At 59.0% G+C, this 24,329-nt stretch carries 23 protein-coding genes; 22 read left to right on the top strand and 1 reads right to left on the bottom strand.

All coding sequences use genetic code 11. The features are described 5' to 3' along the window. Positions 1-159: 159 nt before the first annotated feature. Complete coding sequence (locus DFT_RS21205; protein WP_054033238.1) at positions 160-1,614, top strand: 4-hydroxyphenylacetate 3-hydroxylase N-terminal domain-containing protein; 1,455 nt, start codon at positions 160-162, stop codon at positions 1,612-1,614. A 66-nt stretch (positions 1,615-1,680) separates the two neighbouring features. On the opposite strand, the gene DFT_RS21200 is transcribed toward DFT_RS21205, so the two are convergent. Then, on the bottom strand, positions 1,681-3,813 hold the full coding sequence (locus DFT_RS21200; RefSeq protein WP_054033237.1) for an HDOD domain-containing protein: 2,133 nt from the start codon (positions 3,811-3,813) through the stop codon (positions 1,681-1,683). Between the two features lie 334 nt (positions 3,814-4,147). Here DFT_RS21200 and DFT_RS21195 point away from each other — a divergent pair, with 334 nt between their 5' ends. From DFT_RS21195 to DFT_RS21095, 21 genes are all read left to right on the top strand, one after another. Further along, positions 4,148-5,020 (top strand): 3-hydroxyacyl-CoA dehydrogenase family protein, encoded by an 873-nt coding sequence (locus tag DFT_RS21195; protein ID WP_054033236.1) that lies wholly within the window; start codon positions 4,148-4,150, stop codon positions 5,018-5,020. Positions 5,021-5,171: 151 nt separating this feature from the next. Beyond that, positions 5,172-5,951 carry an enoyl-CoA hydratase/isomerase family protein gene (locus DFT_RS21190; RefSeq protein WP_054033235.1) on the top strand — a complete coding sequence of 260 codons (780 nt, stop codon included), beginning with the start codon at positions 5,172-5,174 and terminating at the stop codon, positions 5,949-5,951. 90 nt (positions 5,952-6,041) lie between these two features. Next, entirely contained in the window at positions 6,042-7,487 is a 1,446-nt protein-coding gene (locus DFT_RS21185; RefSeq protein ID WP_054033234.1) for a 4-hydroxyphenylacetate 3-hydroxylase family protein, read from the top strand. Continuing rightward, positions 7,480-8,184, top strand: a complete 705-nt coding sequence (locus DFT_RS21180; protein ID WP_054033233.1) for a YybH family protein — start codon at positions 7,480-7,482, stop codon at positions 8,182-8,184. Before DFT_RS21185 ends, DFT_RS21180 begins: the two co-directional genes overlap by 8 nt. 113 nt (positions 8,185-8,297) lie before the next feature. Beyond that, positions 8,298-8,801 (top strand): chorismate mutase, encoded by a 504-nt coding sequence (aroH, locus tag DFT_RS21175; RefSeq protein ID WP_054033232.1) that lies wholly within the window; start codon positions 8,298-8,300, stop codon positions 8,799-8,801. Positions 8,802-8,891: 90 nt separating this feature from the next. Further along, entirely contained in the window at positions 8,892-9,431 is a 540-nt protein-coding gene (locus tag DFT_RS21170) for a bacterioferritin (RefSeq protein ID WP_054033231.1), read from the top strand. Positions 9,432-9,589: 158 nt separating this feature from the next. Beyond that, positions 9,590-10,765, top strand: coding sequence for an inositol-3-phosphate synthase (locus tag DFT_RS21165; protein ID WP_054033230.1), 1,176 nt, complete (start codon positions 9,590-9,592; stop codon positions 10,763-10,765). 31 nt (positions 10,766-10,796) lie between these two features. Then, positions 10,797-11,642: a sugar phosphate isomerase/epimerase family protein gene (locus tag DFT_RS21160; RefSeq protein WP_054033229.1), complete on the top strand. Its 846-nt coding sequence runs from the start codon at positions 10,797-10,799 to the stop codon at positions 11,640-11,642. Between the two features lie 215 nt (positions 11,643-11,857). Beyond that, positions 11,858-14,803: a 4Fe-4S dicluster domain-containing protein gene (locus tag DFT_RS21155; RefSeq protein WP_054033228.1), complete on the top strand. Its 2,946-nt coding sequence runs from the start codon at positions 11,858-11,860 to the stop codon at positions 14,801-14,803. Positions 14,804-14,899: 96 nt separating this feature from the next. Continuing rightward, on the top strand, positions 14,900-16,222 hold the full coding sequence (gene nrfD, locus DFT_RS21150) for an NrfD/PsrC family molybdoenzyme membrane anchor subunit (protein WP_054033227.1): 1,323 nt from the start codon (positions 14,900-14,902) through the stop codon (positions 16,220-16,222). After that, positions 16,212-16,769, top strand: coding sequence for a DUF3341 domain-containing protein (locus DFT_RS21145; protein ID WP_054033226.1), 558 nt, complete (start codon positions 16,212-16,214; stop codon positions 16,767-16,769). The genes nrfD and DFT_RS21145 overlap by 11 nt, the downstream gene beginning before the upstream one ends. Continuing rightward, positions 16,766-17,992 carry a hypothetical protein gene (locus DFT_RS21140; protein ID WP_054033225.1) on the top strand — a complete coding sequence of 409 codons (1,227 nt, stop codon included), beginning with the start codon at positions 16,766-16,768 and terminating at the stop codon, positions 17,990-17,992. Before DFT_RS21145 ends, DFT_RS21140 begins: the two co-directional genes overlap by 4 nt. Continuing rightward, positions 17,992-18,621 carry a cytochrome c3 family protein gene (locus tag DFT_RS21135; RefSeq protein WP_235506294.1) on the top strand — a complete coding sequence of 210 codons (630 nt, stop codon included), beginning with the start codon at positions 17,992-17,994 and terminating at the stop codon, positions 18,619-18,621. The genes DFT_RS21140 and DFT_RS21135 overlap by 1 nt, the downstream gene beginning before the upstream one ends. Before the next feature lie 173 nt (positions 18,622-18,794). Continuing rightward, positions 18,795-20,156, top strand: coding sequence for a cbb3-type cytochrome c oxidase subunit I (locus DFT_RS21130; protein WP_054033224.1), 1,362 nt, complete (start codon positions 18,795-18,797; stop codon positions 20,154-20,156). Further along, positions 20,153-21,088, top strand: coding sequence for a cbb3-type cytochrome c oxidase subunit II (locus tag DFT_RS21125; protein ID WP_054033223.1), 936 nt, complete (start codon positions 20,153-20,155; stop codon positions 21,086-21,088). Before DFT_RS21130 ends, DFT_RS21125 begins: the two co-directional genes overlap by 4 nt. A 3-nt stretch (positions 21,089-21,091) precedes the next feature. Next, on the top strand, positions 21,092-21,349 hold the full coding sequence (locus DFT_RS21120) for a cbb3-type cytochrome oxidase assembly protein (protein WP_054033222.1): 258 nt from the start codon (positions 21,092-21,094) through the stop codon (positions 21,347-21,349). 72 nt (positions 21,350-21,421) lie between these two features. Then, a complete protein-coding gene (locus DFT_RS21115) occupies positions 21,422-21,697 on the top strand; it encodes a hypothetical protein (protein WP_054033221.1) in 276 nt (91 codons plus the stop codon). Beyond that, positions 21,694-21,927, top strand: a complete 234-nt coding sequence (locus DFT_RS26370; RefSeq protein WP_054033220.1) for a hypothetical protein — start codon at positions 21,694-21,696, stop codon at positions 21,925-21,927. The genes DFT_RS21115 and DFT_RS26370 overlap by 4 nt, the downstream gene beginning before the upstream one ends. A 4-nt stretch (positions 21,928-21,931) precedes the next feature. Further along, positions 21,932-22,450, top strand: a complete 519-nt coding sequence (locus DFT_RS21105; RefSeq protein ID WP_054033219.1) for a c-type cytochrome — start codon at positions 21,932-21,934, stop codon at positions 22,448-22,450. Between the two features lie 113 nt (positions 22,451-22,563). After that, on the top strand, positions 22,564-22,995 hold the full coding sequence (locus DFT_RS21100; RefSeq protein WP_054033218.1) for a hypothetical protein: 432 nt from the start codon (positions 22,564-22,566) through the stop codon (positions 22,993-22,995). Positions 22,996-23,159: 164 nt separating this feature from the next. Next, complete coding sequence (locus DFT_RS21095) at positions 23,160-24,221, top strand: NAD-dependent epimerase/dehydratase family protein (protein WP_054033217.1); 1,062 nt, start codon at positions 23,160-23,162, stop codon at positions 24,219-24,221. Positions 24,222-24,329 lie beyond the last annotated feature (108 nt).

Genomic DNA, 24,329 nt, shown 5'->3' with positions numbered 1-24,329 from the left:
CAGTTTGTTCTGTTGGATACGCGACATCGGGTCGCATGGGTATGGTTGCATTCCTTCCTTGCCTGCCCGGCCAGTGCCAATTTAACTCTTCTCCTATGGCCCGGCGATGGCAGTCCAAGGGTCGGTCTAACGGACACCTTTAAAAGAAAGGGGCGCATTATGGGGATTCGCACTATTGAGGAGTACAGGGAAAGTTTACGGGATGGGAGAAAAGTCTACATCAGCGGTGAACGGGTGGAAGACATCACCAAACACCGCGTCCTTGGCCTTACCGTGGAAACCATCGGCGCCGCCTATGAGCTCGCCCAGAAAGGTGACCAGGCGACAAAGGATTTGCTGATTGCCAAACACCCGGAAACCGGCGAACCGATCAATCGCTTTTTCGTCACGCCCAAGACACCGGAAGACCTGGCCAATCGGACCAAGGCCATCCATACCTTGATGCGCAAGACCGGCGGATTGCCGTTCGGCAAAGACATCGGCACCGATTGCCTGAACGCGGCCATGGCCGTGGCCAAGCAGATGGGCAACAAGCAATATGAGGAGAACGCCAAGAACTTCCTCGAGCATCTGCGCAAGAACGATCTGCACACCTGCGGCGCGATCACCTGCGTCAAGGGCGATCGTTCCAAAGAGCCCGCGCATCAGAAACATCCGGACTACTATCTGCATGTGGTGGACAAGAACAAGGACGGGATCATCGTCAAGGGCGCCAAGATCCACATTACCAGCGCGCCGGCAGCCAACGAGATCCTGGTGGTGCCCACCCGTCAGATGCGTGAAAACGAGGCCGATTACGCGGTCAGTTTTGCCATACCGGCCAACACCAAGGGCATCACCTTCATCTGCCGCAATGGTCGCGGCCCCTGGTCGGACAAGGAGTTCCATGCCGATCGGCCGGTGCGCGAGCTGACCGAGGCCATGATCGTATTCGACAACGTCTTCGTGCCCTGGGATCGCGTCTTCATGTGCGGCGAATGGCAGTACTCCATGGCCATCGCTTACACATTCGCCACCTTCCATCGTTTCACGGCCATCAGCTACAAGGTGCCCAACGTGGAAGTGATGGCCGGCTGCGCCGTGGCCATGGCCAAGTACAATGGCCTGTTCAAGGTCGGCCATATTCGCGAGAAGCTGGCCGATATCGCGGCCTACGTGGAAACCTTGCGCGCCCTGGCCGATGCCGCTGCCATGAAACCGGTCATGTTCGGTGACATTGCGGTGCCCAACCCCCTTATCGCCAACATGGCCAAGCTCCATTTCGCCAGCAAGTATCACGAGTTCGTCAAGTTGATTCAGGATATCGGCGGCGGCATCCTGGCGACTTCTCCCGACAAGCGCGACTGGGACAACCCCGAGATCCACGATTACCTGGATCACTATCTGGGCGGAACGGCCGACAGCACGACCGAGGAGCGCCTGCGCATGATTCACGAAACCATGCGCCATGTCGCCTCCCACGAGTCGGCCTTCCACGAGGTGACCACCGTGCATGCCGAAGGCTCCATGGCTGCGCAGAAGATGATGATTCTGCACGAATCGCCGTTGAAACAATATGAAATGCGGGCCAAGGTGGCGGCGGGCATTCTTCCGCTGGACACCAAGATCGATTAGACGATGGTTTCGAGTATGTTTCGTTGTTCGAGGGCCTGCCGGCGCAGGCCCTTTTTTTGTGACCGATCACTCGACCATGTCGGTGCCTTCAAAATCGCGACCCACTTTTTCCATGAGTGGGGCATGTTGCTCGGGTGACAGGCCCATGATGTTCAGGAGATGTCCGGTTTGAGCCAGGCTCTTTTCGGTTTCGGGCTGGGGATGGCGGCCCAGGGTGTGGCTGAGATGGTTGGCATAGGCCACGATGGCCGACAGGACGGTGTGGGGGCCGGCCTGATCGGGCGAATGGTGAAATTGGGTGCAGACCTGGACCGCTTCGGGCATACGCCATTTTTCCATGAGCAGACGCCCCAGTTCGGTGTGGGTCGAACCGAGCATCTCGTTCTCGGCCGCCAGGTCGGTGATGTTTTCCGTAATCTGTACCCGTTGAATTTCCATGAACTTCTTTTCGTCCACCATCAGAATGGCCAACTTGCCGATGTCGTGCATGATGCCGCCGATAAAGGCCTGTTCCGAGTCTTCATAACGGCAGGCCGCCGCAATCCGCCGCGCCGCGAAGCCGCACTCGACCGAATGTTGCCACAAAATAGGGCCCCAGGCCTTCAGCCCCTTGCGCTCCTTGAAAAAGTAGCCGCGGGTCGAGGCGGCCAGGATCAGGCTCTTCGTCGTTTTGGCGCCCAACCGCGTGAGGGCCTGGCGAAGCGTGTTGGCCTTTTGGTAGCCGCCATAGAGCGCGGAATTGCTCACCTTGATGATTTTGGCCACCAGGGCCTGGTCGTGGGCCAGGGTTTTTTCCACCGTTTCCATGTCCGTTTCCGGATCGGAAAGCAATTGCAGCGTCTTGGATGCCATGGCGGGCAACGGCGGCAGCTCTTCGATTTTGGCTACCAGCTGCACGGCCACATCCCGGGATGAGGGACCGGTCGGCGACGCCGGGCCGGATTCGGCGCCGACCGAGGTCGGGGATGGGACCTTTCCCGCGCTTTTGTCCGAGGGCGTGATCAGCCACGACAACAGCTCGAGATAGTGGTGCGGGGAAAGCCCCGGGTATTGGGTCGCGGAAAAGGCATAGAAGAACATCGACAACTGGGGCTTGTTGACGATGGGCAGCAGGGCGCATTCGCCGGCAGCCGGGGTTTCGGCCACCCGGTCGATGAGCGGGGACTGAAAAATTTTTCCGAAAAAGCCGATACCCGTGCGCTGCACCGCCTGAAACATAGGGTCTCGTTCGATGGTTCCCAGATCGCCTTTGATCGTTTTTTGGCCGATGTTGCGGCCCTTGTCGATGGTGATCATCTTGCAGTGAATCACCCGCTGCTCCTTGGCCGTCAGGATCAGGATGCCGTCATAGAAGTTTTTGCAGAAGCCGATAACCGCCTCGACCTTTTTGAGCACCTCATCGGTGCGGATCAGCATCTTGAATGCCTGCTTATAGGCGCCGAACAGCGGGTCCACAGAGGTGGCCGAGGCGGACTGAGCAGGGATGTTTTCTTTTTCGGACAGCGGCCCCAGGACGAATAGACCATCGGTCAGCAGTTTTTCGACCGACTGCATGGCCCCATGGGTGTAGACAGGGGCCTGTTGCATGAGGTGGCGTACGCTCGATGCCTTGAGGGCAAGCTGCACCAGGGCCCGTTCCTCGCTCGACAGGGCGGTGATGAGCGCCTCAGGGGCCGCCTTCGGTTGGATCCTGCGGTCCAGGGTGACGATGGACTTTTCAAAGCTGCGCAATTCGTCGGCATGGGAGAGAATTCGGATGGCCGCGGCGCCCGTGTCCAACTTGATGCCGGACCCATCCGGATCCACGGGCGTGTCGGTGAAGTGGAATTGACCCTCCTGAAGCATGAACAGTTCCAGCAGCACCTCGCTGATACCCAGCTCCAGGATTTTTTTGATCTGCGACAGAGGGAAAAGCTCCAGTTCCGCCAGCACCTGGCGGACCGGCATGCCGGTTTCGGCCTGGACATGTCGGATTTGCCGCTCCTGGTCGTCGGTCATCACCCGTTGGCTTCGCAGCGCCCCCAAGATTTTTTCATCACCGGCCGCCGACTGGGCATCGATCAGATGGCCGTCATTGAACGCCAGGGTCAACATTTGTGGACCGCAGGCAACGGACAAGACACCGCTCAGACTCAACTGGGAAAGGAACATGAGCGCGTCGGCCGGATGATATTTACTGACATCACCTTGAAAAATCATAGTTTTTCCACATTTATAGTTGCCGTTTCCCGGGGTCGTCGCAGACCACCCGACTCCCCTTACTATTATTGACCCAACCTGCCGGAAAGTTTAGGTCATGCCCATCCACAAACTGCGAATGGCCCGATTTTGATTTTTTAAATACCTTTATCTCGCCTTGACCTGGCCATAAGGGTGGTGCTATAAAATCGAACGTTCGCTCGGATAGAGACTCGCCGGCGTGTACGCGTATCATCGTTCTCCCTTGATTCATCTGGTTCGCTGGGTTCGGCTGACAAAAATTCGGGGGGCAAATCGATTCCCTTCACTTTATTCACCACACAAGGAGGATGTCATGAAAATCGAGGATGTCAAAAAAATCGTTGTTGTCGGTGCCGGAAACATGGGGCACCAGATCGCCACCTTGAGCGCCATCCAGGGTTTCAAAGTGGTCTGCACGGATATCAAGGAAGATATTCTTAAAAAGGCCGAAGCTTTCGTGGACAAGTACCTGCCCGGTCGCGTGGCCAAAGGCAAACTGACCGAGGAGCAGGCCAAACAGGCCCGGGCGAACATATCGTTCACCTCCAGTCTTCAGGAGGCCTGCAAGGATGCCGATTACGTCATCGAAGCGGTCCTCGAGATTTTGGACCTGAAACGCAAGATCTTCGCAGACCTGGACAAATTCACCCCCCCGCACGCCATTCTGGCCACCAACAGCTCGTTCATCGTCAGCTCCAAAATCGCCGATGCCACCAAACGCCCCGACAAGGTGTGCAACCTGCACTTTTTCAACCCGGCGCTGGTCATGAAACTGGTCGAAGTGGTACAGGGACCCCATACTTCCGATGAAACCAGAGAAATCTCCATGGACCTGTGCAAGAAGCTGGAAAAGGTACCGGTCCATCTGAAAAAAGAGGTCGACGGCTTTTTGCTCAACCGAATTTTCAAGGCCATTTCGCGTGAAGCCATGTGGATCCTGGAAATGGGCGTGGCTTCGGTGGAAGACATTGACAAGGCGTGTGTCTATGGCGCCGGACATCCCATGGGCCCGTTCCGTCTCAACGACCTGACCGGCATCGACCTGAGCTACATCATGGGCATGGAGGCCTTCCGGGCCACCGGTGACCGTTCCCAGTTGCCCACCCCCAGCCTGGTGGAGAAATATGTCCAGGGACACTACGGCGAAAAGACCGGCAAGGGCTGGTACGATTACACCAAGAAGTAGCAGGCCGCTCGGACCTGTCGCTTAGACGCTGATGCCGCCCGATCTCCGGAAATATCACCGGATCGGGCGGTTTGCGTTTTGCGTGTTGATCGGGTCGTCGGGAATACGGGTGGGGGTGTGTCGAGGACACTTTTTCCAAAGGAGGGGAATGATGGAGATGCAGCATCTGTTGCTTTCGGTGGCGTCCCGGGTGGCGACCGTAACGATTCACCGGCCGGACAAGGGAAACAGCCTGTCGCCAGAGGTGCTGGTGGAGGTCGAGACGCTCTTTACCGAGTTGAGCGCCAGGGAAGATGTCCATGTGATCGTCTTTACCGGCGGGGAGCGTTATTTTTCGGCGGGTTTCGACCTCAACGAGATCCGCAAGCTCGAAAAGGTTTCCAATGAGAGCTACACGGCCCTTTTTCACCGGGCTTACCGCGCCATCCTGTTCTGCAGTCAGCCTGTGATCTGTGCCGTGGGCGGTCCCGCCATCGCCGGCGGATTCGATCTGACCATGATGTGCGACATCCGCTACGCTTCCGAGCGCGCCAAGTTCGGCCAGCGCGAGATCGTGCTCTCTCTTACCCCGATCATGGATCCGCTATGGCGCATCATCGGCCTGGGTCGGGCCAAGGAGGTCGCCTTGACCGGGCGGATTTACGATGCCCACGAGGCCGAGCGTATGGGTTATGTGAGCAAGGTGTTTCCCGAAGGCGAACTCCTCTCCTCGGTGGATCGCATCGCCGTTGAAATGGCCGCCTACGATCGCGGCTGCCTCAAGGAGACCAAACAGCTGGGTAACATGATTCTCGACCAGGACCTGGACGGTGCTCTTCGCCTCCAGGAGTGGCTCTTCAGAAGCTACATCGGTTCCGAAGACAACCACCGGCGCATCGACGCCCTGCAGGCCCAGCTGGCCGCCCGGCGCAAGAAGCAGGCGCCGCCTTGACACGCCCATTCGTTTGCTCATATAGTGGTGCCTTCCCACGCAACATAACAATAACCTATTGAAATCCATATGGAAAGGTAATCGACCGCCATGATGACCCCCCAGCAATACGAAGAGAGCCTGCGCCGCCTGAACCTCGTGGTTTACATGTTCGGCAAGCGCGTCGATAACGTGGTGGACGATCCGATCATTCGTCCCTCCATGAATGCCGTGGCCAAGACCTACGAAATGGCCATGCGGCCCGAGTACGAAGATATCATGACCGCCACGTCGCACATCACCGGCAAGCGGATCAACCGTTTTACCCATATCCACCAGAACATCGACGACCTGGTGAAAAAGAGCAAGATGGGCCGCCTGCTGGGACGGGCCACGGGTTGCTGCTTTCAGCGCTGCGTGGGCATGGACGCGCTCAACGCCTTGTCCATCGTCACCTACGACATCGACCAGAAGCACGGGACCTCCTATTGCAAGCGCTTCATCGACTATCTGACCTATGTGCAGGAAAACGATCTGACCTGCGACGGCGCCATGACCGACCCCAAAGGCAATCGCGGCCTGCCGCCCCACAAGCAGACCGACCCCGACATGTTTCTGCACGTGGTCGAGGAGCGTGCCGACGGCATCGTGGTGCGCGGTGCCAAGGCCCATCAGACCGGCGCGGTCAACTCCCAGGAGGTCATTGTCATGCCCACCATCGCCATGCGCGCCGAAGACAAGGATTACGCCGTTTCGTTCGCCCTGCCCAGCGATGCCGAAGGCATCATCTATATTATGGGACGCCAGTCGTGCGACACGCGCAAATTGGAAGCCGGGCAGCTGGATCGGGGAAATCCCTTTTTCGGCGGTCACGAGGCCCTGGTGGTCTTCGACAATGTCTTTGTACCCTGGGAGCGCGTGTTCATGTACAAGGAGTATGAATTCGCCGGCAGCCTGGTGGAAAACTTCGCCGCCTATCACCGCCAGAGTTATGCCTGCAAGGTCGGGGTCGGCGACGTGCTCATCGGAGCGGCCCAGACCGTGGCCGAATATAACGGCGTCGAGCGCGCATCGCACGTCAAGGACAAGATCATCGAGATGAACCATCTCAACGAAACCCTCTATTGCGGCTGCATCTCCTGCGCCAGCGAAGGGCATAAGGAGCCGAGCGGCACCTATGCAGTAGACAAGCTCCTGGCCAACGTGCACAAGCAGAACGTCACCCGTTTTCCATACGAGATCGCCCGCCTGGCCCAGGATATCGCCGGCGGCCTGATGGTGACCATGCCGGCCGAGGATGATTTCAAGGCGCCGGCGACTGCCAAGTGGTTGGAAAAATACTATGCCGGCGATTGCGACGTGCCCACCATGAACCGCATGCGGATCCTGCGCTTGATCGAAAACCTCACCCTGGGAACGGCGGCGGTGGGCTATCTGACCGAGTCCATGCACGGGGCCGGATCGCCCCAGGCCCAGCGCATCATGATTTCCCGGTTGGTCAACCTGGCCGAAAAGAAGCGGGCGGCCCAAAAGCTCTCCGGCATCGAAGATGCGTGATGCCCACCCTTTGAAGATCGGTTTGAAGTATTGCGGGGGGTGCACGCCCGATTACGATCGCGTCGCCCTGGTCGAGGAGATCGCGGCGCGCATCGCCCCGGATGCCGTTCTCGTGAGGCCGGACAGCGGGGAATTGGATCTCGTCCTGGCCGTCCAGGGGTGCCCCACCGCATGTGCCGATCTGACGCCTTTCACGCATTTGCCGGTCTGGACCATCACCTGTCCGGAAGGGGCCGAGGCATTCATTCAACACATTGAAACTTTTTTGCGGAAGGAGACCGCCATGAAGCTGTCTAGAGACGCGCTGCAACGCGCCATCGAGAATTGGAACGTCGCCTGGGCCAATTACGACCTGGAAGGCGTCCTGGCCCTGATGAGCGAGGATATCGTCTTCGACAACTGGACCGGAGGCCAGGCCAGGGGTAAAGAGAAGTTGCGCCAGGCATGGGGTCCCTGGTTTGCCCAGGGCGATTTCAGCTTCATTCATGAAGATCTTTTCATCGACGAAGCCGCGCAAAAAGTGCTTTTTCGATGGCGGCTCGAATGGCCATGCCGGGAAAAGGGCTTTGAGCGCCGATTGGAAAAACGACGCGGCGTGGACGTGATGCATTTCAGGGATGGCCGCATGGTCGAAAAGTTGACCTACTCGAAGACCACCATCGAGATCGACGGCCAACGACACGCGCTGCACGTTTGATGGCGCAACACTCGAATCCGCGGGATCGGCGTAAAACATCACTTTAACACACACCCGATAGTGTGCTATCTATTTGCTCGATGGTGCCGACAGGAAACATGAAGAGGGGGGCGATGACGGGTAAGGTACAAGCCGGAGAGGGCTATCCGCCGGCTGTCAGGTGCCGCGGTATTCGCGGCGCCACCACGGTGACCGAAAACAGCAGCGAGGCCATTCTCGAGGCCACCCGCGAGATGTTGTTCATCTTGATCCGCGCCAACGGTGTCGACCCCGAGGATGTGGCCAGCGCCTATTTTACGACCACGGTGGACTTGACGGCGACCTATCCGGCTCTGGCGGCCCGCCAGTTGGGCTGGTATGATGCGGCCCTGCTCTGTGGGCACGAAATGCAGGTGCCCGGCGGCCTGCCGCGCTGCATACGGGTGCTCGTGCACTGGAATACGGGCAAGAGCAGCAAAGAGATCGTGCATGTCTACCTGAGGGACGCACGGCGTCTGCGGCCCGACCGCCTTTCCTTGCCGGAAATACCTTGGGAGGAAATAGAGGCGGCGGCCAAAAACATCGACTTCGACGAATTGAAGTATAATCCGGACGGCAATCCGCAGAATCAACAGTGAGGCGGCGGGCCCATGGGCAGAATCGCTTCCGGACCGGCCGGTTGCCGCATCCGTTTTTGAAACGAACGCATCCAAAGGAGGATACCCACCATGCCGAAACCCGCGAAAAACGACAAGAAAGCCAAGGTCATCGACGTGTTGAACAAGGCCCGCGCCATGGAGTTGCAGGCCATCACCCAGTACATGAACCAGCACTACAACCTGGACGACATGGATTACGGCCAGTTGGCGGCCAACATCAAACTGATCGCCATCGACGAGATGCGCCATGCCGAAATGTTCGCCGAACGCGTCAAGGAACTGGGCGGCGAACCGGTAACCGAACCCGCCGCCAAGACCAAGAAGGGCCAACCGGTCGAAGCCATTTTCCCCTTCGATGCGGACCTGGAAGACCATACCATCGACGTCTACAACGAATTTCTTCTAATTTGCCGCGAGAACGGGGACAGCACCAGCATGAAACTCTTCGAGACCATCATCGACGAGGAACAGTCCCATTACAACTACTTCGACAACATCGGCGATCATATCGAAAAACTCGGCCCCGCCTACCTGGCGCGTATCGCCGGGACCTCTTCTTCCACCGGAGGGACGACCAAGGGGTTTGTCATCAGCGGGGCGGTGGAGTAACCGCCCACAAAATTGACACGATCCAGTCACGGGCGCCGTCGCTGACCCGGTCGGAGGCGATGGCGCGCATTTTTGCGCTCGCACGGCCGGCCGGTTAGAAGGCGGTGCCGCTCTGTGCGAGACGCGAAAATCGGTCCACCCCTACGGAAACACCCGCGATGATATCGACAGAACAGACCGCTGAACGCGAACTCCTGCTCATGGTGGCGGGGGCCAACGGTGCCATCGGCACCACCCTGGCCGCCGCCATTGCACAGATGGCCACAGATCCGAACCCGATTCTGTCCGGCCTGACGACCAGAGGCCGACTTCGGGGATGCGGCGTCCCCCAGTCGATGCGGATGACCGGTTGGGATACCGATCCGGTACCGCTGATCCGTTCACTCGAACGGCACGGGGTCATCCCGCAGTCTCAATGGCGTCCGCACGCCGAGGCCCTGGCCGGGGTCGCGGTGCGGCCGGCGCCGGATCAGAATGCCCGTCTCGCCGATCAGGTGAAAGTGGTTCAGCAGGATATGCACCGCTTTCTGTCCGATCATCCCGGTGCCCAACCAGTGCTGGTCAATTTGCTGCCCGCGGCCTGCGATTTCGGGCAGGCCCACCAGCTCCAATCCCTGGACGACCTCGGCCGCATGAACGAACCGGCCCTTCCCGATTTGGGCTATGTTCTGGCCGCCGTATTGATGGGAATCCCCGTCGTCAACTTTACCCCCAACACCGTCGAATTGCCCCTGGTCTGCCGCGAGGCGGACCTGCGCAACATTCCCTTGGCGGGAAGGGACGGCAAGACCGGCCAGACCTACCTGAAGGTGGTACTGGCCTCGGCGCTCAAGGCGCGTTCATTGTATGTGGATGGCTGGTACAGCCTCAATATTCTGGGCAATGCCGATGGCCGGAATCTGATGGATCCGGACCGGGCCTGCGGAAAACTGCGGAACAAGACCAACCTGCTGGATGAGATTCTTGGATATTGCGTCGGTGAACCCTATGGTGAGGCCAGCCACAAGGTGCATATCGATTACTACCCGCCGCGCGGCGACGCCAAAGAGGCATGGGATGTCATCGATTTCAAGGGTATTTTTGGCATGCCGATGAGCCTGCGACTCAATTTGCAGGGCCGGGACAGCATACTGGCCGCGCCCCTGGTGATCGATCTGGCGTGCTGGGTGGCGGCCTTGAAGAACGCCGAAATGGGGGGCCCCTGTTCCGACCTGGGGTTTTACTTCAAAAAGGCGGTGGGCGAGCATCCACCATTGACCTTTCAGGATCAGCTGGCCGCTCTCGACCGACTGGAAAAACAGATCGTCGAACGGATCTTGGGCCCTTTGGATTGACCTACCATTGAAAACGACAGGATGAATCGAAATGGTTTTTGGATACAGCACCAACGCCTTCGTCAAATTTTCCCTTCTGGACGCGCTGGACAAAATCGCCGAATTGGGATTCAAAGGGGTGGAGATCATGTGCGACCAACCCCATCTCTATCCACCCGAGTATGACACCAACCGTCTGGTCGACGTCAGTGCACGGCTGGCGGCAAACCAGTTGAAACCGACCAACCTGAACAGCTTCACCCTCTTTGCCGTGGGCGACACCTATCTGCCCTCCTGGATCGAGCCCGAGGCCGAGCGGCGCCAGATCCGGGTTGACCACACCCTGGCCTGCCTGGAGATTGCGGCCACTCTCGGTTGCGCCAACATCTCCGTTCCCCCGGGCGGCCCGTTGCCCAGGGGCATGAGCCGCAAGGAGGCTCTGGCCCTGTTTCACAAAGGCCTGGACCAGGTGATTCCCAGGGCCGAAGCGTTGGGCGTCCAACTGCTCATCGAACCCGAACCCAACCTGCTCATGGAACGGACATCGGAAATCAAACCCTTCGTGCGCGAGATCCGTTGCAATGCGGTGGGCGTCAATTTCGATATCGGGCACTTCTTCTGCGCGGGTGAAGATCCGGCCGGCGCACTGGAAGAGCTTTTTCAGTGGGTGGGGCACATGCATATCGAAGACATCGCCGCGGATCGGACCCACAACCATTTGATCGCCGGGTTGGGCGCCATCGATTTCCCGGCCATGTTCCAGGCAATGCGCTCGCTCGGGTATGCCCGCGACATCAGCCTGGAGCTTTACCCTTACGTGGATCGGCCCGAGGCGGCCGGCCGGGAGAGCTTCGACCACCTGGTGCCGCTGATGCAGCAGGCCGGATTGGCCGTTTAAGCAATTGACAATACAGTCCGGCTTCTGTTACCTGATTTGAAGCTATCGTTCATGCTGACTTCGAACATGTTTACCGTTTAAATCATATCGCTCGTTTTCCGGCGCCGTTCACACGCGATGTTTCCCTCTCGGCACGTCTCCATGCAAAGTTGACGGCATGGATCGAACGCACCGGATCAGTTGCCGACGCGCGGCGGTATCGACAGGCAGGGTGTATGGATCGAAGGACCTTCCTCAAATTGGCCGGAATGGGAAGCGTGGCCTTTGCCGCCGGCTGCAATGCACATCCCGAAAAACATCTCTACACCCTGGTGCGTGCACCCGAAGACATGGTGACCGGCGAAGCCACCTGGTATGCCTCCACCTGCCGCGAATGTCCGGCCGGCTGCGGCATCCTGGCCAAGAACCGCGAGGGCCGGGTGGTCAAGCTGGAGGGCAATCCGCTCCATCCGGTCAACCAGGGCAAGTTGTGCGCCCGCGGGCATGCGGCGCTGCAGGGGCTGTATCACCCCGACCGCATTCACGCGCCGCTCCTCAAGGAAAAGGAGGGGTGGCGGAAGATCTCCTTTGCCCAGGCCCTGACCATCGTCCAGCAAAAGGCCCATGCGGCGGCGGCCGCCGGACCGGACCGCGTTGCCATGCTGTCCGAGGTGACCGGCCGCCATCTGCTCGACCTGTTCGGTTCGGTGCTCGCCGGCCATCGCAGCACCGGTCCCCTGATCTTCGAACCCTTTGCCTACGAATCGCTCAAATTCGCCCACGACCAGCTCTTCGGAAGGGCAGAACTGCCCGGTTACCATCTCGATCAGGCCGATCTGATCGTGGGATTCGGCGCCGACTTCCTGGAAACCTGGCTCTCCCCGGTGGAGTACAGCCGCAAATTCAAAATGATGCACGCCTGGGACAATGGCACCAAGGGCTTTTTTGTCCACGTGAACGCCTATCAATCCCTGACGGCGGCCAATGCGGACCAGTGGATCATGTGCCGACCCGGCAGCGAAGCCCTGGTGGCCATGGCCCTGATCGCCCAGCTGTTGGACGACGGCGTTGGCCGGGATCTGCCGGGGCCTTTCCGTGTCGCCTTGATGGAGGCAAGCGCGGGATACCGGCCGGCCGACCTGGCCCAAAAGACCGGCGTTGCGGCCGACACCCTGAGAATCCTGGCCCAACGCCTTCAGACCGCCCGGCGGCCGCTCATCCTGCCCACCGCGGCCGCCTCCTGCGGCGCGGCCTCGGCAGCCGCCGACCTGGCCGTTTTGATGCTCAACGCCATCCTCGATCCCGATTTCGGGCTCTTCGATTTCGACCAGCGCCACCGAGTGGAGATCGCCGCCCCCCGGGCGCAGATCAACGCGTTCTGGCGGCGTCTGGCCGATCGGCCGGTCGATCTGCTGCTGCTGAACCGGGTCAATCCCCTCTATGCGTTGCCGGCCGACCCTCCGGTTCAAAGGGTGCTCGATGACGCGCGCTGTTTCACCGTGGCCTTTGCGTCCATCATGGACGAAACCGCTGCGGCCGCCGATCTGATCATCCCGGTCCAGCACCCCCTGGAATCGTGGGATGCCTACGAGAGCAAACAGGCCATGACCGCCACCCTGCAGCCCACCCTGGGCCGCATCAGTCCGGCGCCCAACATCGGGGATCTTTTCCTGAACCTGCTCCCCGACGACCAGCGTCCGTTGGGGGACTACCGCCACTATCTGACCGAACGCATCGCACGCGAAAACGACATCGACTCTCCGGACCAGTGGTTGCAACTCGTTCAAAACGGTGGACGCTTCGTGGCCGGCCGATCGGCATCCAAACCGATGCCCCGGTTGGAGTCCGCCTCGGTGCGGACGCTGGTCCAAGCCCTGAGCCGCCTGGCACTGCCGGCCGCCGACAAGATGGTGCTCCATGTCGTCTCTTCCCTGCGGTTTTACGACGGCCGCCACGCCGACCGTCCCTGGCTCCCCGAAATTCCCGACCCCGTTTCCCAGGTGGCCTGGCAGTCGCTGGCGATGGTCAACCCCCAGGTCATGACCGCCCGTGGCTGGCAGGATGGCCGGAAAATTCAAGTGGCCACGGCCTATGGCAAGATCGCACTGCAGGCCTATGGCCACCCCGGCGTTCACCCCACAGTCGTGGTGGTTTCCGCTGGACAGGGGCATACCCGGATGGGACGTTACGCCCAGGGGCAGGGAGTCAATCCCGTGGCCCTGCTGGACGGGCAAACCGAAGCCCAGAGCGGCGCTCCCGACTATACGGCCGTGGTCGAAAGTCTCGACGCGTCCGCGGGCAGTACGGCCCTGGCCACCCTGTCGGGCAGCCGCATCCAGCATGATCGCAAGATCGCCTTGAGCGTGCCGCTGGACAAAGCCTCCGATTCCGACCGGCTGGAAGGCCTCACCATGAACGACTTCCCTCTCACCCTGCCGCTGCCCGAGGGCTACGACCACAGCCGCGACATCTACCCGCCCCACGATCACGACGGCTATCGGTGGGGCATGGTGGTGGACCTGGACCGGTGCATCGGCTGCAGTGCGTGCGTGGCCGCCTGTTACGCGGAAAACAATCTGGGCATCGTCGGCGAGGCGCGGATCATCGAAGGCCGGGAGATGGCCTGGATGCGCATCGAGCGCTACCACGACCCCGAGGATCCCACCCGGATGATCTTTTTGCCCATGATGTGCCAGCATTGCGACAACGCGCCTTGCGAATCGGTCTGCCCGGTCTACGCACCCCATCACTCCAAAGAGGGGCTCAACAACCAGATCTACAACCGTTGCATCGGCACGCGTTTCTGCGCCCAAAACTGTCCATACAAGGTTCGGCGTTTCAACTGGTTCGACTGGGAGTGGCCCGAGCCGCTCAACCTGCAGCTCAATCCCGACGTCACGGTACGCAGCAAGGGCGTAATGGAGAAGTGCTCGTTCTGCATCCAACGCATCAAGGCGGCCCACCACCAGGCCAAGAACGAAAGCCGCGACATCCGCGACGGCGAGGTGGTGCCGGCCTGTGTGCAAAGCTGCCCGACCGATGCGCTGATCTTCGGCAACCTGATGGACCCGAACAGCGCGGTGCGCAAGAAGATCGAAGATCCAAGGGCCTACCAGGTGATGGGTTATCTGAACACCAAGCCAGCGGTGATCTATTTGAAGAAAGTGATTCAGAAGCTTTAAAAATTCAAACGGAAGACAAGAGACGGGAGATCCGAAATCAAAATCGACCCCATTCCTTCACTTTAAACTTAACACTTTAGACTTGACCTAACACCCATGACCCAAACCGCACTCACCTATCAGTCCATCGACGACACCGTCATCGATACCCTGGCGCCGCCGGGCCGCAACTACTGGGTGGTCGTGGCGCTGCTGTTCTGCGGCGTGCTCATGGGCGCCGCCTGCTGGCTCTACCAGATCTTCACGGGCATCGGCGTCGGCGGCCAGAACAACCCGGTTCACTGGGGCACCTACCTGATCAACTTCGTCTTCTGGGTCGGAATCGCTCACTCCGGCACTCTCATCTCCGCGATCCTGCATCTGTTCCGCGCCGGGTGGCGCAATCCCATCGCCCGCGCCGCCGAAACCATGACCGTCTTCGCCGTCTGCACGGCCGGCCTCTATCCGTTTATCCACCTGGGCCGGGTGTGGATGGTCTACTACATGCTCCCCATTCCCAATCAGCGCACTTTGTGGCCCAACTTCCAATCGCCGCTCATGTTCGACGTGGTGGCCATCAGCACCTACCTGACCGTGAGCTCGCTCTTCTGGTACACCGGCATGCTGCCCGATCTGGCCGCCATTCGCGATCGGGCCACGGGCGTGCGCCGTAAGATCTTCGCCATCATCTCCCTGGGCTGGACCGGCGAGTACGAGCAGTGGCGCCACTACACCCGCGGCTATCTCTTCTTCGCGGCCCTGGCCACACCCCTGGTCATCTCGGTGCACAGCGTGGTGTCTTGGGACTTCGCTCTGGGCGTGGTGCCCGGCTGGCACACCACGATCTTCGCACCCTACTTCGTTGCCGGGGCCATCCATTCGGGTCTGGCCATGGTGCTGACCCTGATGATCCCTTTGCGCAAGATCTTTCACTACGAGAAGATCATTACCGTGCGGGTTCTGGAAAGCGTAGCCAAAACCATCGTATTTACCGGTCTGATCGTGGGGTTCGCTTACGGCACCGAGGTATTCATCGCCTGGTACAGCCACAACATCGTGGAGATGGAGACCTTCCGATGGCGTATGTTCGGCGACTATGCGGTGGAGTATTGGATCATGGTGATCTGCAACACGGTCATTCCCCTGCTTTTCCTGATCAAGCCGATCCGCACCCATATCAAGTGGCTCTTCGTGATTTCAATCTTCGTCAATATCGGCATGTGGTACGAGCGCTTCGTGATCATCATCGGGTCCGTGGCCCACGATTTTCTTCCTTACGCCTGGGGCTTGTACCGGCCCACCCTGGTGGAGTTCGGCATCATGATCGGCAGCTTCTGCCTATTTTTCTTCCTCTTCGTCCTGTTCGTCAAACACCTGCCCTCGGTCTCCATGACCGAAATGAAAGAGACGCTGCATGAAGGAGGTGCCCATGCCGACTGATCGCGCTTCGATCATGGGGATCTTCGACACCGAGATCCAGGCTGCATCGGCCATCCGCGGGCTGCGCAACACGGCCTACACTCTGGAGCGGGTGCACAGCCCCATCCCCAGCCACGAGATCGCCGGGGCCATTGAGGCGCCCAAGAGCAAGGTGGGCTGGTTCACCCTGGCCGGCGGCATCACCGGGTTTTTCACCGGATTTCTGCTGGCCGCTTTCACGTCCGCGCGCTGGGACATGATCGTGGGCGGCAAGCCTATCGTGGCCCTGGTGCCATTTTTCATCGTGGGCTTCGAGTTCACCATTCTCTTCGCTGTCTTCGGCAATGTCCTGGGGTTGATCTCCCAGGCGCGTCTGCCACGCTTCAAGCAGGACGAGTTTTACGATCCTCGCTTTACCGGCCACAAATTCGGCGTCCTGGCCAGCTGTGACGCCAGTGAATGTAAGGGGCTGTATCGTTTTTTCGAAGCCAAGGGGGCCGACATCAAGACCGCCGAAGATGTACAGGGAGTGCCGGATCAACCGCCGCAAGGAGGGCCAACCCCATGAGCAACGGCCCTAATTCTGCTATCGCAACCGTTTCAAACCGGCCGGTCATGCCGCTGGTGTTTTGCGGCCTGCTGACCGCAGCCGGCCTTGTCGTTTTCGTATCCCAGCTGTTCGGGGACAACGCCGCGCGGGCCTGGCAGTCCTACCTGGTGAGCTTTCTGCTGTTTTCGGCCATCGCCCAGGGGGCCGTGCTCTTTTCCACCCTCATGCATGCCGTGGGTGCCCGCTGGAGCGGTCCGCTGGCCGGCCTGGCCGAGGCGTTCACCTCGTTCTTCCCGGTCTCGTTCGTGCTTTTCCTGCTGCTGTTCATCGGACGCCGCCACATTTTTCCCTGGCTGGGCCACGACCTGCACGGCAAGGAGGTGTGGCTCAACCTGCCTTTCCTCTTTTCCAGGGACGCCGTCGGCCTTCTGCTGCTTTATGGTTTGGGCCTGGCCTATCTCTATCATGCCCTGGGGCTCAAGCTGGCCGTCCGGCAAAGCGGAGGTCCCGTGGCGCAATGGCTTTTCAGCCGTTGGCAGACCCGGCCGCCCGAGCCCGGCCGTTTTCACCGACGTGCCACCGTGCTCGCGTTTCTTTACATGTTCGTCTTCGCCGTGGTGCTCTCCCTGATCGGCTACGACCTGGTGATGAGCATGGATCCCCACTGGTACTCCACCCTGTTCGGCGCCTACTCCTTCGTCAAGGCCATTTACGTGGGGTTCGGGGCCCTGATCATTACCGCGGCGATTCTGCAGCTGGGCGGGCGCACCGGCTTCAGCATCGCGGCCTCCCACTATCACGACATCGGCAAGCTCTTCTTCGCTTTCGGCCTGGTGTGGGCCGATTTCTTCTATGCCCAGTTCGTCGTGATCTGGTACGGCAACATCTCCGAGGAGACGGCCTACGTCATCGAACGCACCATGACCGCACCTTGGAGCTTCCTGGCCTGGGCCGTGCTGGCGATCTGCTTCATCGCGCCGTTCCTGATATTGCTCAACAAGCGCATCAAGACCCTCCCGGCGGCCATGGTCGTGATCTGCGGCGCTGTCATCGTGGGGATGTGGCTGGAACATTTTCTGCTGCTCGGGCCGGTGTTTCATCACGGTGTCGAACGCCTGCCGTTGAGCTGGATTGATCCCCTGGTGGCATTGGGATTTCTGGGGCTTCTGGCGGCGTCGGTGGTAATTTATTTGAGACAGTTTCCCGCGGTGTTGGTGCACCGGTTGGAGGATAAGCGCTGATGGAGATCCTGATCACCGCCATTTCCCTGCTCGGCCTGCTGACCGTCGCCGTCCTGATCGGCACCAAGGGGCATCCCATGCGCTTTCTGACCGCGTTCGGCGACAGCGTCCAAGTGGTCTGGCTCAACCGCGGGCCGCTCTTCTGGGTGGCCTGTTGCGTGGTGTTGTCCCTGGGCTTTCTCTTTTTCTACTACGCGTCGCCCGCCACCCGGGTCGGCGCCGCCCAGCCGATTCCGTTCAGCCATCGGCTGCATGCCGGCCACAAGGCCATCGACTGCCGCTTCTGCCACTCCTATGTGGCGCGCTCGCACCATCCCGGCCTGCCTGCCGTGGAAAAATGTCTTTTCTGTCACAATTACATCATTGCCAACCATCCGGAGATCCGGAAGGAGCATGATTATTTCAACACCAACACCCCCACGCCCTGGGTCAAGGTGTTCTATCTGCCCGAGCACGTGTTGTTCAACCATCAGCGCCATATCCTGAAGGATATCGCCTGCGAATCGTGCCATGGCGAGGTCAGGGAGATGGATCGGCTCAAGGGCGAGCGATTCAAGATGGGCTTCTGCATCGAGTGCCATCGGGAGAAGAAGGCCAACCTGGATTGCTGGCTGGGGTGTCATAGTTGATTGATAGGGAATAAATTTAAAGTGTTAAGTGTTAAGTTTTAAGCGAAGGAATTCTGTCGATGGATAGATGGTATCGCCGATACACGACGGATGAAGGCGAGCCGACATTCATCTGAAATCAATGACGTTGATTTTATAAGGCTCCGCGAAGCGGGACTAGGAGATATCTTCGATTGGAAGCGAAACCGATCTTGAAATACCCGACGGCCACTGCATTTTGCCTGACCTCCGGGTTCTGGATGATGGTGGCGACCTTTTACGGGCTGCTCGGCGCCACCGAGCTGATGGCGCCCGACCTCACCGCCAATATGGGCGGCATCGTCTTCGGCCGGGTGCGGCCGACCCATGTCAACCTGGTGCTGTTCGGATTCGTGACCCCCGGCCTGCTGGGCGCGGCCTTCTACTACATTCCGCGCCTGCTGGGCACAGGGCTCTACAGCGAACGCCTGGGCGTCTTTACCGCCGTCGGCTGGAACGCGGCCCTGGTGGCTCTGGTGGCGACCCTGGCCATGGGCATGACCCAGGGGCGTGAATATGCCGAACTCGTGTGGTCCATCGACGTGGTCGTGGTGGTCGCCTTCCTGCTGATTTTTTTCAACTTCATCATGACCGTCAAGCAGCGCGAGGAGCCGATTCTTTACGTTTCGGTGTGGTACGTGTTGGCCGGCTGCATTCTCACGGCCTGCACCTACATTCTGGGCAATGTCATCTGGCGACCCGATAGCGGTGCCCTGGTGGGTATTCCCGACGCCATTCTGCTCTGGTTTTACGGCCACAACATATTCGGTCTGCTGCTGACGCCCCTGTCGGCCGGTGTGGCCTACTATGTCATCCCGCGGGCGACCCGCAATCCGCTATACAGCCATACCCTGTCGCTGCTCGGCTTCTGGTCCCTGATTGTGGTCTACACCCATATCGGCACCCACCACCTGCTGCAGGTGCCGGTGCCCACCTGGCTCAAGGTGGTGGCCATCGTGGACAGCGTCGCCATGGTGATACCGGTCATGGCTTTCCTCATCAACATCTGGTACACGGCAAAGGGGAAACTGGGCGAGATCCACGCCGACATCGGGGCCAAGTTCGTCTTCACCGGCACCATCATGTACTTCTTTGTCAGCATCCAGGGATCGTTCATGGCCCTGCCCGACGTACAGCGCGTCACCCACTTCAACAACTGGGTAGTGGCCCATGCCCACATCGGTGTCCTCGGCTTTGCCGGTATGATCGCCCTGGGCGGGCTTTACTACACGATCCCCAAACTGACCGGAAGGCCCCTGTTCAGCCGCTTTCTGGCCGATTTTCAATACTGGATGGTCCTGATCGGAATGGTGGGATTCACCATCGTGCTGACCATCGCCGGCCTGATTCAGGGCAATGCCTGGCTCAACGGCGAGACCGTCTACCGGGTGCTGCCAGAAATTCATGTCTATTATGTGGTGCGGGCCGGTTTGGGCCTGATGATTTTCGGCTCGGCCGTGCTGGGCTTTTACAATATCGTTCGATCCGTGTGGGTTGGAAGCGGAGCGCCGTCATGAAGATGACCCCTCTTGCCGTTGTCGTCGGCAGTGTCCTGATATTGGCGACCATCGTCTTTGTCGTGATTCTCTTGCCCTATGCGCATACCAGCAAGACCGTGCCATCGGAGATTTTCCGGCAGCGCAGCGATCCTGAAGCGGCCGGCCGCGAGCTTTATATCGCCAACGGGTGCGTCTACTGCCACAGCCAGTCGGTCCGCACCATCGACTGGGGGTTGGGCGCCGAACGCATCGCCCAGGCCGGAGACTATGTGGCCGATCATCCCATACTGCTCGGCTCCCAGCGCACCGGGCCGGATCTTTCTCAGGCCGGCGGAGAACACCCGGACGACTGGCACTGGGCCCATTTCGCCAATCCGCGGTTCACTCGGCCCCTCTCCCTGATGCCGCCCTTCGCCTTTCTGGGCGAGCTCCGGACCGAGGAGCTGATCCGTTATATCCAGAGCCTGGGCATGAAGGATGCCGATCACCGCATGGCGCGCCAGGATTACTGGAAGGCCAAGGCCATCGCCGCTTACGAGGCCGGCCCGGACGCCAACGTGCAGTGGCTCAATGAGAACATTCCCCAGGGATGGCGGGACGTGCCCAACCCCTATCCCACCACCGACGCAGGGTTGGCCCGGGGTCACAAGATCTACCAGGATTTTTGCATCGGTTGCCACGGACCGGTGGGCGACGGCATGGGGCCGGCCCAGCCGTGGATCTACCCGCCGCCGCTCAACTTCACGATCCTCAAAAACCGGGAGATCAGCGGCGGTATACTCTACTATCAGATCATGAACGGCATCACCGGCACGGCCATGCCCTATTTCAAACGGGAGCTCGAATCGGAGAAGATCTGGGACGTTGGCAATTACGTGGCGGTCTATTTTATCAACCAGAGCGATGCCAACGCCGAACCGCGCGGCATCGATGCAGCCTATGAGCCATAAACCATGTATTATCCTTATTTCATAGCCTACATCGGCATCGGACTGGCCATCAGCCTGGGGGTTTTTTTCTGGGCGCTGAAGAGCGGGCAGTTCCAGGACCAGCAGCGGGCGAGGTTTCTGCCGTTGCGCGACGATCTGGAGTCCCCGCCGTCCAGGACGTCCCGGGCCCACCGTGTGGAAGTGTACGGGCTTTTCTTCCTGGCCGTGGCCGGGCTGGCGGCCAGCGCGGGGGTGCTGCTCTACGCACTCTATTTGAACTGAAGCAGGGGCGCACCATCCCGCCCGCACAGGCCGGCGGGTCGCGCTCGCAACGATCGAACTTTTGGAGGGAATATGCGCTTTTTCGCCCTTCTCAATTTTCAGCATGTCATGGGCTATATCTTCGTCGGCCTGCTCTTCATGGTCGTCTTCGGCCTGGCGCTCTCTTACGCCCATTTCCGCTCCGACGATTCCGCCCGGCGCATGACCGAGGTCGTGGGCCGTTTCCGCGATGACATCCAGGACCGCAACGCCCCCTTTCCCCTGGCCTTGATGCTGATCATCGCCGGGACGTTCATCTGGGGCTTTTTCTACATCCTGTTGCATGGATGGCTGGGGGTGAAGATATGACCATGGACCATGTCAAGGGTTTCGATTCCGAGTTGCGCACCTGGATGTGGCTGGTCATCCTGTTGGGCCTCATCCTGTTCAAGGGCTTTTTCGCCTTCTTCGTGGTTTCCGACCTGGGGCAGCCCACCTGGAGCTACCGGCCGGTGGCCGACGTTCCGGCGTCGTCGCCTTACGCCGAATACCAGTTGCTGCCCTATCCGCAGCACATCCGGGGCGCCAAGGGGGAGTAGACAGATGGTTCGCATACTATGCGTCGCACTGATCGCTTGTGCCGTGGCCCTGGCCGCCTATGCCGTCATCACCCTGTACGACGAGACGCTCCAGGTGGGCCGCATCTGGGAAACACCGGCCGTCAAACCCCACGAACAGCCGATCCCGGTCATGGCCAACATGAGCGTGCCCTTCACCGGCGGAGAGTTGCTCTACCGCACCGCAGACCCCGACGCACTCCAGCCCGGTTTCAGCCTCACCGCCCCCAAGGCCATCGCCCAGGGCCGCCAGGGTTACCAGTACTACTGCGCCCAGTGCCACGGCCAGCAGTTCGACGGCTACGGGACAGTCGGCCAGAGTTTCGCCCCCAAGCCCGAAGATTTACGCAGCGCGCGCGTCCAGAACCTGCCCGTCGGCCGCCTCTTCCACGAAATCAGCTACGGCATCCCAAACGGCCGCCAGCCGGCCCTGGCCACCACCATCGCCGTGGACGAACGCTGGCAGATCGTTGCCTTTGTGAAGTCGCTGGGTGTGCGGGAGTGAGCATTCTCTTAGGTAGATTCAGGCGGGGCGAGCCTTTTGCCATGACCCGCGGATCAATGTATTGAATCGGGCCTGAATTTACCCAAGTATATGGCTGCTGACAGAGAGAAATTATGCAGGGCGAAGACAACACTACCGAATTTCTAATGAAAGAAGCGGAGTATATCCGAAAGGCATACGACGAGCGGATCTCTCAAACCCGGGCGCTCGAGCGCTACGCATTGCTTTCAACGGGTATCGTTTGGTCCTGGTGCGCCACGAACTTCGAATTTCCGGCTGTCAAGATATTGGTCTGGATGCCAGCATTGATCACCTTTCTTTTCGGCATCAGGGCATGGGGCAATGCCAGGGCCATGTATAGTGCCCGGGAATATCTTGTACAGCTTGAAGACAAGCTTTCATTGCCAGAAAATATGGGATGGGCCAGATATCTCACGCGTAACGAGGAGCCACGCTTGGCGTTTACAGCCTATATTTTCTGGGCCGTTCTTCAATTCTTCACCCTGTTCGTCCCGCTATTCTTGCACCAGAAGGAAATCCTCTGATTCTGCGCGGCTCGGCTCCGCTTATTGTACAAAAAGCTATACATCACAGATGATGGGTGTTCAACCCAAATTGGGTGACTCAACACAGGCTTGGACGGGATCGCCGCTCCCCGTGAAGCCTGTCTTTCGACAATATTGAGCCAATGCAAAAAAGGAGGCGGCTCATGTGCGAAATCAATAGATCAAAACCGGTATTGGTTACCGGGGGAACTGGCTATGTCGCTTCCTGGATAATAAAAAGGCTGTTGGAAAAGGGAGTTTGCGTTAACGCAACTGTTCGAGACCCTTCGAATTCAAAAAAAGTCGATCATCTTACGTCCATGGCCAATGAATACTCAGGAAAATTGAGGCTGTTTCAATCGGACCTTTTGGATATCAAAAGCTTCGAACGACCGATGCGCGATTGCGAATTGGTGATTCATACTGCGTCCCCGTTTTTTATGACAGGAATTAGGAATCCGGAAGAAGAATTGATTCGGCCAGCAAAGGAAGGGACAAGGAATGTCCTTGAGTCCGCAAACAGAAATTCAACGGTGAAACGCATCGTACTCACCAGCAGCGTTGCGGCGATTTATGGTGATAACGCAGACATAGAGTTGACCCAAACGGGTATTTTCACTGAAAAATATTGGAACTTAACGAGCAGTGCTGAACACCAACCTTACCCTTACTCAAAGACGATTGCTGAGAAAGAGGCCTGGGCCATCGCCAAGGAGCAGGATCAATGGGATCTGTTGGTAATTAATCCGGGTTGGATTCTTGGACCATCTCTTTCGAAGAGAAAGGACTCAATGAGTATCCAGTTCATGGTTCAACTTGGCGATGGAAAATATAAAATGGGGGTTCCGGAATTGTGGAATGGGATTATTGATGTCCGCGATGTGGCGACAGCACACATTAAGGCAGGGTTCAGCCCAAAAGCAAGCGGGAGACACATCATTGTCAGTCGAGAAGCCACACTTCTGGAGCTTGCAAATATGTTGCGGAAGCATTTCGGGGATACATATCCATTCCCTATAAGGCAAGTTCCCAAATATTTATTCTGGCTCATAGCACCGATGCACGGCCTAACCCGGAAATATGTGGCCAAAAATGCTGCCGTCCATATAAAATTCGATAACTCATACAGCAAGAAAGATCTGGGAATGTCCTATACGCCTATTGAGCAAACAGTCATAGATCATTTCCAACAGATAATAGACGACGGTTTGCTTAAACAATCTTAATTTAAAACCTATATTATATCGAACCAACCGCTGCCAAGGACTTGGGGGCCTAAGGCGACGTTAGTGCTACGGCGTCCCTGAAACCCGATCGGTTAAAGGCGGAAAATT

The organism is Desulfatitalea tepidiphila (assembly GCF_001293685.1).
GTDB lineage: Bacteria > Desulfobacterota > Desulfobacteria > Desulfobacterales > Desulfosarcinaceae > Desulfatitalea > Desulfatitalea tepidiphila.
The sequence above is the reverse complement of the archived record's forward strand: the minus strand, read 5'-3'. Positions and strand labels throughout refer to the sequence as shown.

Coding starts and splice junctions, on each gene's coding strand:
- DFT_RS21145 (WP_054033226.1), top strand. CDS start 16,212: ATGCCGACTGATCGCGCTTCGATCATGGGGATCTTCGACACCGAGATC.
- DFT_RS21180 (WP_054033233.1), top strand. CDS start 7,480: ATGCGTGATGCCCACCCTTTGAAGATCGGTTTGAAGTATTGCGGGGGG.
- DFT_RS21200 (WP_054033237.1), bottom strand. CDS start 3,813: ATGATTTTTCAAGGTGATGTCAGTAAATATCATCCGGCCGACGCGCTC.
- DFT_RS21160 (WP_054033229.1), top strand. CDS start 10,797: ATGGTTTTTGGATACAGCACCAACGCCTTCGTCAAATTTTCCCTTCTG.
- DFT_RS21185 (WP_054033234.1), top strand. CDS start 6,042: ATGATGACCCCCCAGCAATACGAAGAGAGCCTGCGCCGCCTGAACCTC.
- DFT_RS21205 (WP_054033238.1), top strand. CDS start 160: ATGGGGATTCGCACTATTGAGGAGTACAGGGAAAGTTTACGGGATGGG.
- aroH (WP_054033232.1), top strand. CDS start 8,298: ATGACGGGTAAGGTACAAGCCGGAGAGGGCTATCCGCCGGCTGTCAGG.
- DFT_RS21165 (WP_054033230.1), top strand. CDS start 9,590: ATGATATCGACAGAACAGACCGCTGAACGCGAACTCCTGCTCATGGTG.
- DFT_RS21190 (WP_054033235.1), top strand. CDS start 5,172: ATGGAGATGCAGCATCTGTTGCTTTCGGTGGCGTCCCGGGTGGCGACC.
- DFT_RS21135 (WP_235506294.1), top strand. CDS start 17,992: ATGGAGATCCTGATCACCGCCATTTCCCTGCTCGGCCTGCTGACCGTC.
- DFT_RS21105 (WP_054033219.1), top strand. CDS start 21,932: ATGGTTCGCATACTATGCGTCGCACTGATCGCTTGTGCCGTGGCCCTG.
- DFT_RS21195 (WP_054033236.1), top strand. CDS start 4,148: ATGAAAATCGAGGATGTCAAAAAAATCGTTGTTGTCGGTGCCGGAAAC.
- DFT_RS21115 (WP_054033221.1), top strand. CDS start 21,422: ATGCGCTTTTTCGCCCTTCTCAATTTTCAGCATGTCATGGGCTATATC.
- DFT_RS21140 (WP_054033225.1), top strand. CDS start 16,766: ATGAGCAACGGCCCTAATTCTGCTATCGCAACCGTTTCAAACCGGCCG.
- DFT_RS21095 (WP_054033217.1), top strand. CDS start 23,160: ATGTGCGAAATCAATAGATCAAAACCGGTATTGGTTACCGGGGGAACT.
- DFT_RS21120 (WP_054033222.1), top strand. CDS start 21,092: ATGTATTATCCTTATTTCATAGCCTACATCGGCATCGGACTGGCCATC.
- DFT_RS21125 (WP_054033223.1), top strand. CDS start 20,153: ATGAAGATGACCCCTCTTGCCGTTGTCGTCGGCAGTGTCCTGATATTG.
- DFT_RS21170 (WP_054033231.1), top strand. CDS start 8,892: ATGCCGAAACCCGCGAAAAACGACAAGAAAGCCAAGGTCATCGACGTG.
- DFT_RS21100 (WP_054033218.1), top strand. CDS start 22,564: ATGCAGGGCGAAGACAACACTACCGAATTTCTAATGAAAGAAGCGGAG.
- DFT_RS26370 (WP_054033220.1), top strand. CDS start 21,694: ATGACCATGGACCATGTCAAGGGTTTCGATTCCGAGTTGCGCACCTGG.
- DFT_RS21155 (WP_054033228.1), top strand. CDS start 11,858: ATGGATCGAAGGACCTTCCTCAAATTGGCCGGAATGGGAAGCGTGGCC.
- nrfD (WP_054033227.1), top strand. CDS start 14,900: ATGACCCAAACCGCACTCACCTATCAGTCCATCGACGACACCGTCATC.